The sequence below is a fragment of the Pseudomonas sp. TWR2-1-1 genome, from assembly GCF_049897045.1.
GTDB classification, from domain to species: domain Bacteria; phylum Pseudomonadota; class Gammaproteobacteria; order Pseudomonadales; family Pseudomonadaceae; genus Aquipseudomonas; species Aquipseudomonas versuta.
On sequence record NZ_JAFCVM010000007.1, the window covers coordinates 138,681 to 155,567 of the forward strand.

The 16,887-nt window shown below is 58.8% G+C and carries 18 protein-coding genes; 3 read left to right on the plus strand and 15 right to left on the minus strand.

Translation table 11 applies throughout. The annotated features are described in order from the left end of the window. A complete protein-coding gene (locus tag ACP7BO_RS18185; RefSeq protein WP_397454223.1) occupies positions 1 to 324 on the plus strand; it encodes a DUF6388 family protein in 324 nt (107 codons plus the stop codon). 42 nt (positions 325 to 366) lie between these two features. On the opposite strand, the gene ACP7BO_RS18190 is transcribed toward ACP7BO_RS18185, so the two are convergent. From ACP7BO_RS18190 to ACP7BO_RS18210, 5 genes are read right to left on the minus strand one after another with little or no spacing between them, the layout of a single operon-like run. Then, the gene (locus ACP7BO_RS18190) at positions 367 to 966 is read right to left on the minus strand and encodes an ATP-binding cassette domain-containing protein (protein WP_060693582.1); all 600 of its coding nucleotides are present in this window, start codon (positions 964 to 966) and stop codon (positions 367 to 369) included. Continuing rightward, positions 959 to 1,765, minus strand: a complete 807-nt coding sequence (locus ACP7BO_RS18195) for an ATP-binding cassette domain-containing protein (RefSeq protein WP_426211903.1) — start codon at positions 1,763 to 1,765, stop codon at positions 959 to 961. The genes ACP7BO_RS18190 and ACP7BO_RS18195 overlap by 8 nt, the downstream gene beginning before the upstream one ends. After that, the gene (locus tag ACP7BO_RS18200; protein ID WP_003442088.1) at positions 1,765 to 2,571 is read right to left on the minus strand and encodes an ABC transporter permease; all 807 of its coding nucleotides are present in this window, start codon (positions 2,569 to 2,571) and stop codon (positions 1,765 to 1,767) included. The genes ACP7BO_RS18195 and ACP7BO_RS18200 overlap by 1 nt, the downstream gene beginning before the upstream one ends. Continuing rightward, the gene (locus ACP7BO_RS18205) at positions 2,568 to 3,551 is read right to left on the minus strand and encodes an ABC transporter permease (RefSeq protein WP_397454225.1); all 984 of its coding nucleotides are present in this window, start codon (positions 3,549 to 3,551) and stop codon (positions 2,568 to 2,570) included. The genes ACP7BO_RS18200 and ACP7BO_RS18205 overlap by 4 nt, the downstream gene beginning before the upstream one ends. Beyond that, positions 3,536 to 5,116: an ABC transporter substrate-binding protein gene (locus tag ACP7BO_RS18210; RefSeq protein ID WP_426211906.1), complete on the minus strand. Its 1,581-nt coding sequence runs from the start codon at positions 5,114 to 5,116 to the stop codon at positions 3,536 to 3,538. Before ACP7BO_RS18210 ends, ACP7BO_RS18205 begins: the two co-directional genes overlap by 16 nt. Before the next feature lie 286 nt (positions 5,117 to 5,402). Between ACP7BO_RS18210 and ACP7BO_RS18215 the strand changes: the two genes are divergently transcribed. Next, the gene (locus ACP7BO_RS18215; protein ID WP_426211908.1) at positions 5,403 to 5,894 is read left to right on the plus strand and encodes a hypothetical protein; all 492 of its coding nucleotides are present in this window, start codon (positions 5,403 to 5,405) and stop codon (positions 5,892 to 5,894) included. Positions 5,895 to 6,173: 279 nt separating this feature from the next. On the opposite strand, the gene ACP7BO_RS18220 is transcribed toward ACP7BO_RS18215, so the two are convergent. The 5 genes from ACP7BO_RS18220 to ACP7BO_RS18240 form a co-directional block, all read right to left on the minus strand. Further along, complete coding sequence (locus tag ACP7BO_RS18220; RefSeq protein WP_426211910.1) at positions 6,174 to 6,563, minus strand: hypothetical protein; 390 nt, start codon at positions 6,561 to 6,563, stop codon at positions 6,174 to 6,176. Positions 6,564 to 6,749: 186 nt separating this feature from the next. Continuing rightward, on the minus strand, positions 6,750 to 7,139 hold the full coding sequence (locus ACP7BO_RS18225) for a hypothetical protein (protein WP_426211912.1): 390 nt from the start codon (positions 7,137 to 7,139) through the stop codon (positions 6,750 to 6,752). Then, positions 7,136 to 8,548: a PAAR domain-containing protein gene (locus ACP7BO_RS18230; protein WP_426211914.1), complete on the minus strand. Its 1,413-nt coding sequence runs from the start codon at positions 8,546 to 8,548 to the stop codon at positions 7,136 to 7,138. The genes ACP7BO_RS18225 and ACP7BO_RS18230 overlap by 4 nt, the downstream gene beginning before the upstream one ends. Before the next feature lie 123 nt (positions 8,549 to 8,671). Then, a complete protein-coding gene (locus ACP7BO_RS18235; RefSeq protein WP_426211916.1) occupies positions 8,672 to 9,157 on the minus strand; it encodes a hypothetical protein in 486 nt (161 codons plus the stop codon). 309 nt (positions 9,158 to 9,466) lie between these two features. Further along, positions 9,467 to 10,798: a PLP-dependent aminotransferase family protein gene (locus ACP7BO_RS18240; protein WP_426211917.1), complete on the minus strand. Its 1,332-nt coding sequence runs from the start codon at positions 10,796 to 10,798 to the stop codon at positions 9,467 to 9,469. A 98-nt stretch (positions 10,799 to 10,896) separates the two neighbouring features. Between ACP7BO_RS18240 and ACP7BO_RS18245 the strand changes: the two genes are divergently transcribed. Continuing rightward, positions 10,897 to 11,793: a DMT family transporter gene (locus ACP7BO_RS18245; RefSeq protein ID WP_426211919.1), complete on the plus strand. Its 897-nt coding sequence runs from the start codon at positions 10,897 to 10,899 to the stop codon at positions 11,791 to 11,793. Positions 11,794 to 11,857: 64 nt separating this feature from the next. Here the strand turns inward: ACP7BO_RS18245 and ACP7BO_RS18250 are convergent, their stop codons facing one another. The 5 genes from ACP7BO_RS18250 to ACP7BO_RS18270 all read right to left on the minus strand — a co-directional run bounded on the left by ACP7BO_RS18250 (position 11,858) and on the right by ACP7BO_RS18270 (position 16,859). Beyond that, the gene (locus tag ACP7BO_RS18250) at positions 11,858 to 13,189 is read right to left on the minus strand and encodes an LLM class flavin-dependent oxidoreductase (RefSeq protein WP_060693599.1); all 1,332 of its coding nucleotides are present in this window, start codon (positions 13,187 to 13,189) and stop codon (positions 11,858 to 11,860) included. 84 nt (positions 13,190 to 13,273) lie between these two features. Next, positions 13,274 to 14,038, minus strand: a complete 765-nt coding sequence (locus ACP7BO_RS18255; protein WP_426211922.1) for an ABC transporter ATP-binding protein — start codon at positions 14,036 to 14,038, stop codon at positions 13,274 to 13,276. Positions 14,039 to 14,063: 25 nt separating this feature from the next. Beyond that, positions 14,064 to 14,849, minus strand: coding sequence for an ABC transporter permease (locus ACP7BO_RS18260; RefSeq protein ID WP_060693603.1), 786 nt, complete (start codon positions 14,847 to 14,849; stop codon positions 14,064 to 14,066). Then, positions 14,846 to 15,751 (minus strand): ABC transporter permease, encoded by a 906-nt coding sequence (locus ACP7BO_RS18265; RefSeq protein ID WP_426211924.1) that lies wholly within the window; start codon positions 15,749 to 15,751, stop codon positions 14,846 to 14,848. The genes ACP7BO_RS18260 and ACP7BO_RS18265 overlap by 4 nt, the downstream gene beginning before the upstream one ends. 4 nt (positions 15,752 to 15,755) lie before the next feature. Next, positions 15,756 to 16,859, minus strand: a complete 1,104-nt coding sequence (locus tag ACP7BO_RS18270; RefSeq protein ID WP_426211926.1) for an ABC transporter substrate-binding protein — start codon at positions 16,857 to 16,859, stop codon at positions 15,756 to 15,758. Between the last annotated feature and the right edge of the window lie 28 nt (positions 16,860 to 16,887).

Below are 16,887 nucleotides of genomic sequence, written 5' to 3' on the forward strand. Positions count from 1 at the left end.
ATGACTGAACCCGGAATCAACCATCAAAAAGCCCTTGATCGCTTTCTCGGCGAACACCCCGAACTGGCGGCTCAGCTTGAGACGCTAAATCCATTGGCCGCCCGTGCGGTGGGCCAATCGATGAAGGAATATCGCCAGGAGCGTTTAAACGAAGCTTTCGAGGCCGAGGCTGAACGCCTGGGCTTTTTTGCCTGGGAGCTGACGCTGCTATTGACCAGCGCCAGCGCCGAGGAGTTTGAGGCCCAACGTCTGGAGGTACACCGCGAGGTGGCACAAATGGCAGGTATGGACTGGGACGAGTATTGCGAGCTGCATGGCCTGTAGGAGCGAGCTTGCCTCGCGATGACAGCACACAGCTTGCGCGGATCAGCCGTCCCGCTGTGGCATCCAGATACTGGAACAGACCTTCTCCAGCAGCGCCTTATTATGGCTGAACACAATCAGCCCCAACTCTCGGCGCTTGACCTCCTCCAGCAACACCTGCCAGACCTGTGCCTGAATATGGGGGTCAAGTTGCGCCGTCACCTCATCGGCAATCAGATAGCGCGTGCGCGGGTCCAGTGCTCTTAGCAAGGCGATACGCGCCAGCTCGCCTCCCGACAATTCATCCGGGCGGCGTTTGAGCCAGGCCGGACTCACCGCCAGACGTTCAAACCAGGCAGCATCCGGAGACCAGGCATCACGCAGGCTCTCGCCCGTGGTGCGATAGGGGTTGAAGGTCAGCTCGGGGTGTTGTGGCACTAGCTGGACCGGGCAGTAGCCCTTCTTCGACAGCGATTTCCCGCCCACGGTGACACTGCCCGAAGTTGGCGTTTGCCATTGCGCCAGCACCCGGCCCAACGTGGTTTTACCATAGCCGCTGGGGGCGGAGATCCCTTGACGCTCACCCGCAGCGACCTGAAAAGACACCGAATCCCAGAGTCGACGACCCTCTTGCACAATGGTCAGCTGGCGTACTTCAAGCATAAGACTGACTCCCGATTTCAGGCACCCGTCGCGCAAGGAACTGCTGCTCGGGCAAGGCCGCCCAAAGCGACTGCAGCCAAGGGCTGCCACCGTTCTCTCGCAACTCCCGGGCGCTCAGGGTTTCGTGCAACTGGCCTTGATGCAGCACCGCGATGGTGTCGGCAAAACGCGCGGCCAGGGCCAGGTCATGGGTCACCCACAACAGCCCTCGCCCCTGTCGGCAAAAGCTCTTGAGATGGGTCAGCAACTGACACGCGTGCTCATCATCCAGCCACGAGGTGATCTCGTCCGCCAGAATGTAGCGTGCATGGGTCAGCGCCGCGCAACTGGCCAGAACCCGCTTGGCCATCCCGCCAGACAACTTGCGCGGAAACTCGTCCACCAGCCCCGGTTGCAGGTTGTATTGCTGCAGTTGGCGCGCCACATCACCCGGTTGCAGGGTGACCCCGCTCAACTGCGCCGCCCTGCTCAACTGCGGGCCGACTTTAATCAGCGGATTCAGGGCACTCACGCCCTGGGGCACGTAGCACAGGGTTTTGCCGCGCTGATCGACCTTGCCCGCATCGCTCAGCACCTGGCCATCGAGCACGATATCGCCATGACAGCGCATATTGTCAGGCAGCAAACCCAGAGTGCTTTGCAGCAACAGGCTTTTGCCTTCGCCGCTGGAGCCCACGAGTGCCACCAGTTCACCGGGGTGAATCTGCAGGGAGATATTGCTCAGCAGCGGATGCCAGGTTTTATGGCCCAGCCAGTGATAGTGGGCAATATCGATCGCAAACCGGTCGAATTTCAGCATCAGGTAATCCTTATCCAGAGCTGTTGCAGCGCTCGTGCAAATTGGTCGAATACCAGTACCAGACCCACCAGAATCAAACCCGGGAAGAACGCCATCCACCAGGCACCCGTGCTCAAGTACCGTAGCGCATCCGCCAGCAACAAGCCCAGTGACGGATCATGGGGCGCCAGACCAAAGCCCAGAAAGCTCAGCGCCGCCGAATGCAACACTGCGTGGGGAAACATCAGCAAGGTGCCGATGATCCACTGCGGCAGCAGCAACGGCAGCAAGTGATGGCGCCAGCGATAGAAGCTGCTGTTACCCAGGCGATGGGAGAGCATGACAAAATCGGTCTCGCGTATGCGCAGGATTTCGGCACGCAGGATCAGGGCCAGTCGCGGCCAGTGGGTCAAGGCCACTGCCAGGATCACCCCCTGTTTTCCGCCGCCCAGGGTGAAGCAAATCAACACCAGCAACAGCAGATGCGGCAATGCCAGCATGCTGTCGATCAGCCCGCGAATCAGGTAGTCCAGGGTTTTGTTCAGTGCACACAGGCTGGCGGCAAACATCGCCAGAAAACCGCTGCTAAAGGCAGCGGTCAAACCGATTTGCAGGCTGGTGGTCATGCCCTGGAAACACCGCAGCCACAAGTCCCGTCCCAGGCTGTCGGTGCCAAACCAGTACTCGGATGAGGGTGGCAGGCGCCGCGCCAGCAAATCCATTGGAACATCAACGCTGACTATCGACAGGCCATAGGCGATCAGAAGCAGCAGCATCAATAACGAGAGGCAAAGCCTGAACAAGGCACGATTAGGGTCGTAAGTCATGACGGGCGCGCCGCTCCGCGGTTGAGGCGCAGTAACAGCGCGTTGGCAATGCTGTTGCCGGTAAACACCAGCACCGCACAAAACATCACAATCCCCATCAGTAACGGGATATCACCGCGCAAGCCGGCATCGATAGTGGCCTGGCCGAGGCCCGGATAAGCGAAGACCTTTTCAGCCAGTAACGAGCCGCCAATCAACTCCCCCACCGAAGCAAATTGCAGACACAACGCGGGGGTGACGGCGTGGCGCAGAATATGAAAGTTGATCAGCGGCCAGCCTTGGTCACCCTGGGCTTGGGCATAGCGAATGAATTCACTGTTCATCACCTCTGCCACCCGTGAGCGGGTGTGCAGCGCAATATTGCCGACACCGAGAACCCCGAGGGCCAGCATGGGCAAAATCAAATGCCTGAGCTTGTCGCCCCAGGTAGCGGTTTCGGCGCTGCTACCGGGGGTCCAGGCACAGCAGATCGGTGCCCAGTTGAGGGTGACGGCAAACAGTGACAGCAATAACAGGCCAATCCAGAAGGTCGGCAGAGACGCGAGCACATAGGACAGGGTCGAGATCAACCGGTCGGGCCAGCGATTCAAATAACGGCCGGCCGTCAGCCCCATGGCCAGACCGACAATCCCGGAAAACAGCCACGCCGACAATAGCAGCGCGAATGAGGTGGCAAAGCGCTCGCCAATCACTTGCGACACCGGCGCGTTATAAAGCATCGAGTAGCCGAAGTCGCCTTGCAGGACCTGGCTGAACCAATGCAGGAAACGCTCCCACAAGGGCAGATCCAGCCCCCAGCGCGCCGCAATCAGCGGGTATTGCTCGGGCGGCACGTGCAACAGGTCGTTGCCGATATAGGCCCGGATCGGGTCAACCGGAGAAAAGCTGAGCAAGGTGAACGTACCTGCGGCCGTCACCAGCAGCAGGCATATCAAGCGCACAATATAGAGCGAGAATCCGCGGATCACTTGCAGGTCCACTTCCAGCCATCAAGGCTATTGAGCAACGACCAGGAACCATGGATTTCCGGAGCGCCTTTGCCCAGGTCGATACATTCATCAGCCAAATACGTGTGCTGTACGTTCAGCAACCACGCCCAGGCTGCATCGCCTTTGACCCCGGCGCCGGTTTTGCCGTCCCACTCCACTTGCTGCCAGTACGGTACTGCCTGCTGCCAGGTCGGAGCATCCAGCGCCTGCTGCAAATGCTGATCGACTACAGGGTTCTTGTAATAGCCGGGGTTGTAGTACTCAACACCTGCGGCCTTGCTGCTGTAGTGATGGTAAAGCTCCATCGGGTCGAGGCTGCCCCAGCCAAACAGGGTCGGGTTGGCGTGCATGTTGCGCTCAACGGTTTCCCAGCTGCCGGACTTCAAGTCCACCTCGATACCGACGGGCTTGAGCATGGAGCGCACGGCCTGGGCCAGATCACGCCGGGTCGCATCGCCACTGGCGTACCACAGGGTGACTTTGGCCGGCAGGCCGTCCTTGGCACGAATGCCACTGGCGGTTTCAACCCAGCCGGCTTCATCCAGGATCTGTTTGGCCTTGGCGATATCGCCATCCTTGAAGGCCGCATCGGGGTTGTCCCAGGGTAAACCCTGGACCCCGGTGTAGGCAGAAATCGCATGCCCTTCCAGAATCTGGTCCGCCAGCAATTGCCGGTTGATTGCGTAGTTGATGGCCTTGCGGATTGCCACATCGGCCGTCACATCGTTACCGATGGGGTAGCCATGGGCATCTTTTTCGCCTGACCGGGTGGTAGGCAGCACAATGCCGCGGTTTTCAACACTGGGGCGCACCCACAGCTTCATGCCGGGAGTCGGAGTGACTGCCAGCGACGGTGCGATTCGCACGATACCCAGCTGCTTGCTTTGGGCGGCGGCAAACGCGCTGTCCTCATCGAGGAATACAAATACCAGCTTGTCGAAATCGTTTTTCTGCCCCGCGTAATAAGGATTGGCCTCAACAATCAGTTGCTGCCCCGGCTGATAGCTGACCAACCGGTAAGGCCCGGCACCGATCGGTTTTTGCGCGTAGGTTTTGGCGTCGTATTTGTCGGCCGAGACGATACCCAGCGAACCGAGCACATTGACGAAGGTACTTTGCGGCGCCTTCAACTCAATGCGCACCGTGAGCGGATCAACCGCCTGGGCCTTGAGGAAGTTGCCCATATCGACCTTGCCGCCGCTGGCCGCTGCATTGTTGTAGGTGTACGCCACATCCTTGGCCGTCAGAGGCGAGCCATCGGAGAATTTCAAATCGGGCTTGAGTTTCAGGGTCCAGGTTTTGCCATCGTCACTGGTCTGATAATCACTGAGCAAAAAACTGCTCCAGGACAAGTCCTCGTTTTGCTTGAGCAGCGGGCTGTGCAACAGCAGATAACTGCCGTGACTCCAGCCCAGCATCGGGTCAAAGCCTTCGGTGGGTTCATCACCGATGGCCAGTTGCAGGGTACGGGCCTGCGCGGAGTAAACCGGCGCGGCAAGTACACTCAGCAAAGCGGTGGCCACCAGGGTATTGCGCATCCATGCAGGCTTTGACATCTATCCTCCTGAAATTAAATAGCTTCATCGGGGAACCCCAAAAAAACCATGCGCCAATTCTCGCGCCCAACAGTAATAGCACTCCGGTTTCAAATATCCAGCGGGGATATGACTTTTGAGGAAATTCTTCATACCTCTGCATTATCTTGTAACAACTAACAACCCCCCGGCGACCGGGGCCTCCACTTCCAGGCAACCTGCCGCAAGCTCAAGGGCGCGGCTGTGCTATACCAACTGGGTACGATTGTTCAGACATGGCATGCAGATTCCATTTACAGAGGTTCACATGTTTAAAGGATTAGCCGGTTCCCTCAAAGACAAAAACCTACACTCGATCAACGCCCTGCCGTCGAACAATATCGAACTGTTCGACTGCTACACCGGATTGATCCTGGGCCACCTGTATCACAACTTCCCACTGCCCCTGACCCTCACCGCCGAACGCTTTCTCGATTACAAAAACCTCAGCCCCAGCAACCGCGACGCCCTGGAAAAAGAAGAAACGCTGTTCCTGGCTACCGTCAAATGGCTGGCCGACGTCGGCTATATCCACTTCGACGGGATGTCGGGGGTTTCGTTTTTCGAAGTAGTGCTGACCAACAGCGGGTTGCTGATTTTGCGCGCGTTCCCTGAAGGCAAAGACACCGCCCCTACCATCGGTGAGAAGTTGTCGCACTGCACCAAGGACGAAAATACTGACGAACTGCGGGGCCTGGTGACAGAAGCACTGGGCCTGGGAAGCCGGATGATCAGCCCGATGACCCGCTCGGGGATTTGAACCAGTCGCATTGATCCGCATGCTACTGCAACGCTTCAACACTGGCCTTCGCTGAAGGGGATGTTGGCGTAGTGAGTGGCATGCCTTGGGAGTGGTTGTATACCCTCGTAAATTATCTCGCCTACGTATTCGCCAGCCATATTGCCAAAAGTCGTCCCCACCCATGCCCCAGTACCTACTATTGCTGCAACACAGACAACACCCCCTATACCTATCGAGAAGCCAAGTGCCAGGCAGATCGGACCACTGGCAAGTTGGCCTGCCCCGTCGCACATCAAGTCACTTAAACTTGATCAGCAGGGCTGCAACAGCCATCCAGGCAACAGAGGTAATCATTATGGTCATGTCGATGATCAGAAGACGTCTCAGGTAGGGCGGAAATTTTTCCAGATCGCCCGGGTCCAGCTCCCCGATGATAAGTGATGACCTGGGCATGATGATCATTTGGGTGATTTTGGACATTTCCAGGAGGGACCAGATCACTCCCCGTTTCCCCAGGCTCGGTCCCCAAAGATAAATATAACGGCTGTTCTTCAAGGCCTCTTTTATGGCGTCCAGGTGGCGGTGGGTAAGGTACAGACTGAACGCAAGACCCGCAGCTGCAAGCAGACCTGGGCCGGCCAAAAACCAGAAAGCGAGCCAGGACTTCCAAAATTCTTCCGCTGTCATGGCAACGTTTTCTCGTACAATACTTCGCCTGAACTTTCGCCGACCATGCCCCCAGCAGTGGTTCCCCCCCATGCGCCTGTCCCCACTATGGCTGCAACACAGACAACACCCCCGATACCTGTAGATACGCCAAGAGCCAGGCATATCGGAGCACTGGCAAGTTGGCCTGCCTCGTTGCACATCAAATTACTTAAACTTGATCAGCAGGACTGCAACGGCCATCCAGGCAAGAGAAGTGAATATCATGGTCATACCGATGAGCAGAAGACGTCTCAGGTAGGGCGGAAATTTTTCCAGATCGCCAGGGTCCAGCTCACCGATGTGAAGTGATGACCCTGGGAAGATGATCATCTGGGTGATTTTTGACATTTCCAGGAGGGACCAGATCACTCCCCGTTTCCCCAGGCTCGGCCCCCAGAGATAAATATAACGGCTGTTCTTCAATGCCTCTTTTATGGCGTCCAGGTGGCGGTGGGTAAGGTACAGGCTGAACGCAAGACCCGCAGCTGATAGCAGAGCTGGAGTCCCAATAAAAAAAATCACAATCCACGGCGACCAAGTGTCGATACTGGTCACGGTTGTGTAACCTCGTAAATTGTCTCACCTATATATTCGCCAGCTTTACCACCGTAAGTCGTTCCCACCCATGCGCCAGTACCTACTATGGCTGCAACACAGACAACACCTGCGATACCTGTCGAGACGCCAAGTGCCAGGCAGATCGAACCACTCGCGATGCTACTTGCCCACCCACCCGCAGCACCAACAGCGGTGGACAAACCAAACTTCCCCCCTTCAGTAAACTTGACCTTCTCGCAAGCCGCCCCGGAATCGCCGTTACACACCTGCTGGATAGCCAGCAGCGACGACACGCCGCCAATGCCGATGCCGATATAACCGCCGGTCTTCATATACCGGGCAGCCCGACTGGTCGCCTCCACGTGGTTGGCATATCCCGGAATCTGCCCCGCTAATCCGGCTTTGTCCCAGTGGTGCACCAGGCTTCTACTGGAAATGCCGAGGGCGGTTTTCAACTTGGGATGATCGCCCAGGCTGGTCTGGCCCCGCAGGCGAGTGGAGTTCAGCAGGTGTGAATCCAGCTGGGTGAGCAGGTGTTTACGATCGGCGAAAAATTGCGGCGATTTTAGATGCCCATGCTGGCGATAACTTTCCTGATGCAAGCGTTCCATGGCTTGAAGGGTGTCGCGCAGCCTGCTCAGGTGGGTTTCCATTACCACTGCGCTGACGCCAAGCCAGGTTGAGGTATGGCCGCTAAAGCTGGCGATTTCAGCACCGTGGCGCAGCAGAAATTCGGCCTCTTGCGGCGTCAACGGATCCAGGGACTCGCTGACGTGCCGGGCCGCCTGCATCAACTGTGCTTCCTGGTAGGTACAGACGGTGTTATCCGGGTCGCCCAGCACAATCATCGTGCCGGCCTTGATGTCGCCGGAATCGGGATTGAGTGCCTGAAACTTGCGCATTACGGCCGAATCGCGCATGGGAAAAAGCGTGGCCTCCAGCGCTTCGCGGGTCATGCTTTTGGGCACGACATAGAAGCCCGGCTCCTGGGGTTGCGGGCGGTTAAATAGCGTAGGAACAGGCTGGCCCGACGGAGCGAAAGTAGACTGGCGCGGCGCTACCGGGGGGCTGCTAACCGCTGAAGGCGCAGGCGGGGCGGCGCCTCTGGTGGCTTGCGGTGGAGTATTTTCGTTCTCGTAGTAGGCCGAGAATATCGAGGGAATCAGTCGGGCTTTACAGGGGCAATCGCTGAAACTGTCCAGCGTGCCAGCCACATGCCTGCCATGGCTCATGATATGGGCAATGCCACCCCGGATCCGGTAAGTTTCACCGTCCTTGCCACAAGAAACCCGGTCACCTTCGCAGGCGTGCAGGAGGCCAAACATAGTGACCCTGTTATCACCATCCAGCACTTTGCCGCCGCAGGTGGTTTTATCATCCAGGCCAATGAAATAACCCTTACTCATGACTTCTCTCCATTTAATCCGGTCGCGTCCAGGATATGTGCGACCGTAAATTGACCTTCAGTTTTAAAGTCATTGGAACAGCGCGACATTGAGTCACTATCAAGCCGCGCCACGCCTTATTACTCAGCGCTGGATAGTTGGCAGGAAGTCCTCTGCCATCGGCACGCCTTTACGGGCGAAGAGCAGGAAACCTGCTTGGGGAGTATTGATAATCTGATCGCCATTACTCAGAACGCTGCCGACCAGCGCAATATGGCTATTGCCTTTCCCCCCGCAGGTCATGATTTGCGCCTTGGTGCCGTCGGGATATACAACCCAATCACCTTTGCGCGCGGCGCGAACTAGCTGGCCGTTATCCTGTTTGATCTGCATGGGAGCACTTCCCTGTTGAATCACTCCACCGTTACGGGTCTGGCTGCCCTCGGTGGCCACCCGGTAAATAGCGATCGGCGGATGGGCTTTGGCGTAGGCCCGGTTTTTAGTAACGATCGCCAGTACCTGCTCGCTGAAGGTGGCAAGTTGTTGCTCTGTGAAGATTGAGTTGTCCAGAGCGCGCAGACGTTCAGGGGATGCTTCGTTGGTATACAGAGAGGGAGTTGCTGTATTCATTTTTATGATCCAGATCCATGGGTGTAGCCTTCCTGTTGTCAATTCGTAGACAGCGATAAGTCTGATGCCTGTCAGACGATGACAATGAATAAGCCTGTGATTTTCACGGCGTCACCCTAATATCTGGTTGTCGAAAGTAAATAGGACTTATCCCAAAGTTACTCATGAGCCTAGAGTCAGTCAGTCCACGACTGGCTCACGATCGCCGCAAGGACTTGTGCTGGCTTTTAGTTTCATCTCTCACCCCTTATAGAAAAATGGCGCCACAAAAGGGTTGGTTGTGAGCATCGCCAGTGCGATTGCCAGCCACTACGTATACGCCTCAACCACCCACTTCACTTTCGCCAGTGCCCCGCGCAATGCCCCCATCTCCACCGACGCCAGGGCCAGTCTGATTGCGTGGGGTACATGGGTTGAAATGGCAAAAGGCTGGGCGGTAGAGACCGATATCTGTTCGCGCAGCAATGCCGTGACGACCTGCTCTGCCCGGGCATCCTCGGCCAGGGGCAGCCACACAAAGTAGGAAAAGGGATGGCGCACACTGTGCAACCCGGCCAATTGTTCATCAGCAATGATTTGCCGAGCCTGTGCGTCCTGACGCTTTTGTACTTCCAGGCGGCTTACCGTGCCGTCGTCGAGCCATGCACTGGCGATCGAGGTCATCACCCCCGGGGTGTTCCAGGCTGTGACCCTGATCATGCGCTCCAGTGCTGCAATGGTTTGCGCAGGCGCTGCGATGAAACCTACGCGTAAACCCGCAGCAACATTTTTCGACAGTCCGGATACGTACACCGTCCTTTCCGGTGCCAGCTCGGCCAAGGGCGGCGGCGGGTTTTCTACAAGAAAGGCGTAAGCCGCATCTTCAATAATGTGCAGGTCATGCGCGCGCGCGATGGCTATCAGTTGCTGACGCTGCTCGAGGCTCATCACCCAGCCCAGCGGATTGTGCAGCGTCGGCATGCTGTAGATCGCACGCACCGACCGGCTGCGACAAAGCCTTTCCAGCGCATCAAGGTCCGGTCCGCTTTGTGTAACGGGAATCGCTAACACCTCAAGGTGTAGCGCCAGGGCCAAAGCCTTGAAGCCCGGGTAGGTCAACGCATCGACCGCAATCACATCGCCAGGTTGTAACAGCGACATCAAGGCCACGGTCAAGCCGTGCTGTGCGCCATTGACGATCAATACCCGCTCGGCAGGTACGTTCAGGCCGCGCGTCAGCAAGTGGCGGGCGAATGAGGCCCGCTCGTGCAGGCGTCCGCCATGGGGCTGGTAGCGCAGCAGTGATTCCAGGTCGCCGGACAACGCCAACTGGCGCAAGGCGGTGCGCAACAGCTCGGCCTGGCCCGGTACAGAGGGGTAGTTGTAATTAAGGTCCAGCATTCCCGCCGTCACGTCGGGCTGGTCGATGCCGTGGCCGGGCGGCAACGATGTTTCTCTGACGAAAGTCCCGCGTCCGGTTTCTCCGCTGACCAGGCCCATGGCCTCAAGCTCTGCGTAAACCCGGCTGGCCGTGACCAGCGCCAGCCCTTCTGAGGCGGCCAGTTGCCGGTGGGTGGGCAAGCGAGTACCGGGGGCCAGGCGCGCACTGCGGATATCGGCGGCAAAGGCATCCACCAGTGACTTGTATCGAGAACGGGGCATCGGGACTTGTATCCATGACAATATTTTGATTGTCATCAATACTCGACCCTAGGATGCACTTTACGCAATCCCGCGATCAGCCTTGAGAATGAAACTCGATGGAACGTGCCTCCAACCTGCAACACCTGACAACGTCGAACAACCTGAGTGGCTGGCTCAACGGGTTTATCGGCGTGGTTATTTTCAGTGGCTCGCTGCCTGCCACGCGGGTCGCGGTGCTGGAGTTTGACCCGGTTTTCCTGACCCTGGCCCGCGCTTCGATCGCCGGGGTGATTGCGTTAAGCGTGCTGCTGCTGTTGCAGGCAAAGCGTCCTGATCGAAGTCAGTTTTTTCCGTTACTGATCGTGGCCATGGGCGTTGTGGTGGGCTTTCCATTGCTGACTGCGCTGGCATTGCAGCATGTAACCTCTGCGCATTCGATTGTGTTTCTCGGCATGTTGCCACTCTCCACGGCAGCGTTCGCGGTGTTGCGCGGGGGCGAACGTCCACGCCCGGCATTCTGGCTATTTTCAATCCTGGGCAGCGCGCTGGTGGTGGCATTTGCCGTGTCTCAAGGCCTGACAGCATCTCCCAGGGGCGACATTCTGATGTTCCTGGCGGTCATCATTTGCGGCCTGGGGTATGCAGAAGGCGCAAAGCTGTCCAGAACACTGGGCGGCTGGCAGGTCATATCCTGGGCGCTGGTGCTATCGCTGCCGGTGATGGCAACCCTGGCGGTTTATTTTGCGCCCTCTTCGTTCGCCAACATCAGCACGCCAGCCTGGCTGGGCCTGGCTTACGTCTCGCTGTTCAGCATGCTGATCGGTTTCGTTTTTTGGTACCGCGGACTTGCCCAGGGAGGCATTGCGGCCGTGGGCCAGCTTCAGCTGTTACAGCCCTTTTTTGGCTTGGCCCTGGCCGCCACCTTACTGCATGAGACCGTTAGCATCGGCATGTTCGCCGTAACCGGCGCAGTGATCCTGTGTGTGATAGCGGCGAAAAAATTCGCCAAATAACGGTGCAAGGTACACACCTGAAGCCGCGCGGGCCCTACGCTCATGGGGCGTCGGGCCCGGTGGTTCAGGCGGTTTTCAGGGCGAAGCGCGAAGCCGGGCGATTCAAGCCGTAGTGATCGCGCAAGGTGCTGCCCGCGTATTCGGATCGGAACAGGCCGCGCTGGCGCAGGATCGGCAGCACTTCATCAAGGAACACCTCAAAACCGTCAGGGAACGCCGGGGGCATCACGTTGAAGCCGTCGGCGGCGCCACTGCGAAACCACTGCTCGATCAGGTCTGCGATCTGTACCGGCGTGCCTACCGGTACCCAGTGCCCTCGCGCACCGGCCAGGCGGTTGATCAACTGGCGCAGCGTCACGTGCTCGCGGTCAACAATATCGATGATCAGTTTGAAGCGACTGGACTGGCTTTCACGACTGTCGAAATTGATCAGGTGCCGCGGAAACGGAGCATCCAGATCTTGCCCCGACAGATCGACCCCCAGCATGCGGCGCAACTGGCCCAGCGAGATATGCGGCAGTACCAGTTCATTGAGCTCATCAAATTTGCGCTGGGCTTCAGCTTCGCTGCTGGCGATGTACGGGCTGATGCCCGGCAGGATTTTCAGCTGCCGCGGGTCGCGGCCCACCGCCCTGGCCCGGGCACGGATGTCGTTGGCGAACTCGGTCGCACTGTGCAACGTCTGGTGCGCGGTAAAAATCGCTTCGGCGTGGCGAGAAGCAAAATCGCGTCCGTCCTCGGAAGAGCCCGCCTGCACCTGCACCGGCCGGCCCTGTGGCGAGCGCGGCGAGTTGAAGGGGCCTTTGACCTTGTAGTGGGCGCCCACATGGTTGATCGCATGCACCTTGCTGGTATCGGCAAACACCCCGGCCGTCTTGTCCAGCACTAGCGCATCGTCTTCCCAGCTGTCCCACAAATCGGCAGTTACTTGCACGAATTCTTCGGCCTGGGCGTAGCGATCCTGGGCCGAAGGATGCTGGTCGAGACCGAAATTGGCGGCCGCATCGGCCATGGAAGTGGTCACGATGTTCCAGCCGGCGCGGCCGTTGCTGATGTGGTCCAGCGCGCTGAACGCACGGGCCAGATTGTAGGGTTCACTGTAGGTGGTGCTGGCGGTTGCGATCAGACCGATACGCTGGGTGACTGCGGCAATGGCCGCCAGCCAGGTGATGGGCTCGAACCGGATACGCAGGCCCTCACGGCCGCTTTCAGACAGTGACGGTGAGTCGGCAAAGAAAATGGCGTCGAGCTTTTCACGTTCAGCGCGTAACGCCAGTTGCTGGTAATAGCCGATATCCATCGAGTGTTGGGGCACCGATTGCGGGTGGCGCCAGGCGGCTTCGTGATGGCCGTTGGGGTAGATAAACAAATTGAGGCTGAGCTGGCGTTCGGACATTTTCCGTTCCCTGAAAAGAATAAACCTGACAAGACATGGGCCCGCGCGCGGCGTCAGGCAGCAACCCGCGGCGCAGTAAAGAGATCAGTGCAGTTCAGCGAAATCACTCAGCACATCGTCGCGCAGGGCGATAAAACGGCTGTCGCTGCGGTTGCGCGGGCGTGGCAGGTCGACGTCGAGAATGCGGCGGATGCGGCCCGGATTCGGCTGCATCACCACGACACGATCGCCCAGGAAAACCGCCTCATCCACATCGTGGGTCACCAGGATCATGGTGATTTTTTCCTTGGCCCAAATGTTTTGCAGCTCGCCCTGCAGACGCGCTCGGGTCAAGGCATCCAGGGCTCCCAGGGGTTCATCAAGCAGCAATACGCTGGGGCGATTGACCAGCCCGCGGGCAATTGCCACCCGTTGTGCCATGCCACCGGAGATCTGATGCGGGTAAGCGTCGATAAAATCCTGCAGGCCTACCAGTTCGATGTGCTCACGCACGGTGTCGCGTTTTTCAGCGCTGCTCAGCGGCGAGTTCTTCAGACCTACCGCGACGTTCTGCTCCACGTTGAGCCAAGGGAACAAGCGGTGGTCCTGGAACACGATGCCGCGCTCCAGACCCGTGCCTGCGATGGGCTGGCCATTGATCAGGATGCGGCCGTCATATTCCTCATCGAGCCCCAGAATCAGGCGCAGCAGCGTGGACTTGCCGCAGCCGCTGGCACCGACAATGCTGATGAACTCGCCGGGGGCGATGTCGAGCTGAATGTTGTCCAGCACTTGCAGCTGGGTCGTGCTGCCCGGGCGGGAGGCAAAACGCTTGCTGATGTTTTCCAGGGTCAGGCCGTTGTTGAGCATGCTGCAGTCCTTCTGAAAGTGTTAATCAACGGGGGGCAATGCCATACAGGCGCTGCATCCGCCGCTCGCATACCCGCGCCAGTGCATTGAGGCTCCAGCCCACCAGGCCAATCACCACCATGGCGAACAGCACCAGATCCATCATGAAATGCTCGCTGCCATCAATCAGCGTGTTGCCAATCCCCTCCCCCGACACCAGCAGGTATTCGGCGCCAATGGTCGCCAGCCAGGAATACACCAGCGCCAGGTACAGCCCGGTAAAGATCGACGGCAATGCGGCGGGCAACATGACCCCGATGATGGTTTGCCAGCGGGTAAAGCCGTATACCCGCGCCACTTCCAGCAAGTTAGGCGGCACGTTGCGCAAGCCATCGCAGGTATTGACCACTACCGGCACCAGCGCTGCCAGTGACAGAAACGCCACCTTGGCCACATCGCCCAGGCCGAACCACACCGAGATCAGCGGGATCCAGGCGAACAGCGAAATTTGTTTGAACGTGTTGAAACTGGGCCCGACCAAACGTTCGAAATGCCGTGACAGACCTAGCAGGCATCCCAGCACCAGGCCCAGGGTGGTGCCGATAAAAAAACCGCTGAGATTGCGCGCCAGGCTGGCGGAAATCGCGCGCCAGAACTTGTCCGAGGTGATCTGCTCCCAAGCCGTGACGGCGACTTTTTCCGGTGACACCAATAGCCCCGATTGGCTCCAGCCCTGATGGGATGCCAGCCACCAGATTGCGATGGCGGCAATCGGTAACACCCAGCCACGATAGCGACGGCTCCCCGGGCTCGCTGCAATGACCGCGCTCATGACTGTGCCCCCGCTGCCCCGGGTCGACCGCGATTAAGACGACGCTCCACATAATCAAACCCGCGATCGATGAACAGGCCGACCGCCCCCACGACCACCACGGCCGCCATTACCAGATCCAGTTGAAACAACTGACGGCCATACACGATCAGGTAGCCCAAGCCCTCACTGGAGGCAACCAGTTCCACTACCACCAGCGACAACCAGGCCTTGGTGAAGCCCAGGCGCAACCCGGTGAACAGCGTCGGGACCGCCGCCGGCAAGACAATCCCGACCACGCTTTGCCAGCGACTGAAACCATAGGCCCTGCCAACTTCCAGCAGCCCCTTGGGCGCCTGATGAAACGCCTGCAAGGTGCACAGGGTGATCGGCACTGTGGCCGCCTTGGCAATCAGCACGTATTTAAGGGGCTCGCCGATACCGAACACCAACAAGGCGAACGGCAGCCAGGCCAACACCGGGATCTGCACCAGCGCGTTAAAGGTAGGCAGCAGGTAATCCTCGACGGTGCGTGAAAGCCCCATGGCCGCTCCCAGTACCACACCGATCGAGGCGCCCAATGCAAACCCCAGGACCACTCGCTGCATGCTGGCCAGGGCATTGATCCACAGATCACCGGAAGCGATCAGGTCCGACAGGGTTTGATACACGTAAGCCGGGGGCGGCAGCACCTGCTCCGAGAGCCAGCCGCGCTCAACGCCCAAATACCACAGGCCCAGCAACACCAGCGGCAACAGCCAGGGCTCGGAGTAACGACGTAGCCTGGCGAAGCCGTCAGAAGTACGCGCTACCTCGACCTTGCGCACGGGGCGAATCGGCGCCGGTGGCAGACGCTTGACGTTGTCCCTGGGGATGGCCGGAGCCGAGTACGGCTCCGGTCTGGCGGTCTGTGCCCTGGCCATATGCCTAGCTCCCTTGCTTGCTGGTCGCGACTGCTACAGCATCACCGGCGGGCTGTTTGCCATCCGGGCCATAGGGCGTCCAGTAATGTTCAAGACCCTTGTTCTTGAGGGCGGTCAGCAAATAACCGGGGGCGAACCAGCCCTCGACACTCACTGGGCGGCGGATCAGTTTTTCCGCCTTGGCTTGATCAGCCACAGCCTGATAGCGACCAATCAGGAAGTTATCCACCAGAGGCGAGACTTTGTCCCGCAGGCTGCCAGCAGAAAAGTCGGCGCGCAGTGACTCCACCGGATCATTACTTTTGGCCCACTCGGCGAACACCTGTTCGGTATGCCCCTCGTCTGAACTCCATTTCGCCGCGTCCACCAGGGTATCGACGACTTTTTGCACGTTCTGCGGGTGTTCCTTTTCATAGTCGCTACGCACCACCAGCGCCGTCTGACGGGTGTAGCGCACATCCTGCGAAGGGTTGTCGTAGATGATGTCGATCAGGCCTTTATCCCGCAGTTTGAACAACTCGCGGCCACCAAAAGCCGCGTCCACGCCATTGGACACCAAGGCCGCCTGGGTGCTGCCGGTATCGAGGTTGATCACCTTGATATCGCGCTCGGTCAGGCCACGCTCGGCCAGCAGGTTGATCGACACCAAGTGGCCGTTGGTGCCGCGGAACACCGCTACTTTTTTACCTTTGAGGTCATCGATGCTTTTGATGTCAGAGCCCTTGGGCACCGCCAGGTAAATGTTGGAGCGCACGCCCAGTGCTGCCAACAACCTGGTGTCCAGCCCGTTGGAGCGGCCGACGACTGCAGGCAGATCGCCCTGGTAGGCGAAATCCAGCTGCTGGTTGGACAAGGCTTCATTGACCGCAGGCCCTGCCCCTTTGAAGAAGAACCATTGCACCTCGGTGCCGCTGCCGGCGAAGGCTTTTTCCAGAAGTTGCTGGTTGCGCACAATGCCCAGGGACGAACCACTGAACGTGACCGGGTCACCACCACCGGCGGCGGCGACGCCAATGCGCAGCACATCGGCCAGGGCCAATGGCGCAACCAGCAGCACCGCCAGCGCGGCCGCAATACGCCCTTTGCGAAACACTTTTAATGTAGCCATGTGCAGGTCTTCCTTGGATCGATGAGGA

Excerpts from the sequence above, each read along its gene's own strand:
- ACP7BO_RS18185 (WP_397454223.1), top strand. The coding sequence starts at position 1 with ATGACTGAACCCGGAATCAACCATCAAAAAGCCCTTGATCGCTTTCTC.
- ACP7BO_RS18190 (WP_060693582.1), bottom strand. The coding sequence starts at position 966 with ATGCTTGAAGTACGCCAGCTGACCATTGTGCAAGAGGGTCGTCGACTC.
- ACP7BO_RS18195 (WP_426211903.1), bottom strand. The coding sequence starts at position 1,765 with ATGCTGAAATTCGACCGGTTTGCGATCGATATTGCCCACTATCACTGG.
- ACP7BO_RS18200 (WP_003442088.1), bottom strand. The coding sequence starts at position 2,571 with ATGACTTACGACCCTAATCGTGCCTTGTTCAGGCTTTGCCTCTCGTTA.
- ACP7BO_RS18210 (WP_426211906.1), bottom strand. The coding sequence starts at position 5,116 with ATGTCAAAGCCTGCATGGATGCGCAATACCCTGGTGGCCACCGCTTTG.
- ACP7BO_RS18215 (WP_426211908.1), top strand. The coding sequence starts at position 5,403 with ATGTTTAAAGGATTAGCCGGTTCCCTCAAAGACAAAAACCTACACTCG.
- ACP7BO_RS18220 (WP_426211910.1), bottom strand. The coding sequence starts at position 6,563 with ATGACAGCGGAAGAATTTTGGAAGTCCTGGCTCGCTTTCTGGTTTTTG.
- ACP7BO_RS18230 (WP_426211914.1), bottom strand. The coding sequence starts at position 8,548 with ATGAGTAAGGGTTATTTCATTGGCCTGGATGATAAAACCACCTGCGGC.
- ACP7BO_RS18235 (WP_426211916.1), bottom strand. The coding sequence starts at position 9,157 with ATGAATACAGCAACTCCCTCTCTGTATACCAACGAAGCATCCCCTGAA.
- ACP7BO_RS18240 (WP_426211917.1), bottom strand. The coding sequence starts at position 10,798 with ATGCCCCGTTCTCGATACAAGTCACTGGTGGATGCCTTTGCCGCCGAT.
- ACP7BO_RS18245 (WP_426211919.1), top strand. The coding sequence starts at position 10,897 with ATGGAACGTGCCTCCAACCTGCAACACCTGACAACGTCGAACAACCTG.
- ACP7BO_RS18250 (WP_060693599.1), bottom strand. The coding sequence starts at position 13,189 with ATGTCCGAACGCCAGCTCAGCCTCAATTTGTTTATCTACCCCAACGGC.
- ACP7BO_RS18255 (WP_426211922.1), bottom strand. The coding sequence starts at position 14,038 with ATGCTCAACAACGGCCTGACCCTGGAAAACATCAGCAAGCGTTTTGCC.
- ACP7BO_RS18260 (WP_060693603.1), bottom strand. The coding sequence starts at position 14,849 with ATGAGCGCGGTCATTGCAGCGAGCCCGGGGAGCCGTCGCTATCGTGGC.
- ACP7BO_RS18265 (WP_426211924.1), bottom strand. The coding sequence starts at position 15,751 with ATGGCCAGGGCACAGACCGCCAGACCGGAGCCGTACTCGGCTCCGGCC.
- ACP7BO_RS18270 (WP_426211926.1), bottom strand. The coding sequence starts at position 16,859 with ATGGCTACATTAAAAGTGTTTCGCAAAGGGCGTATTGCGGCCGCGCTG.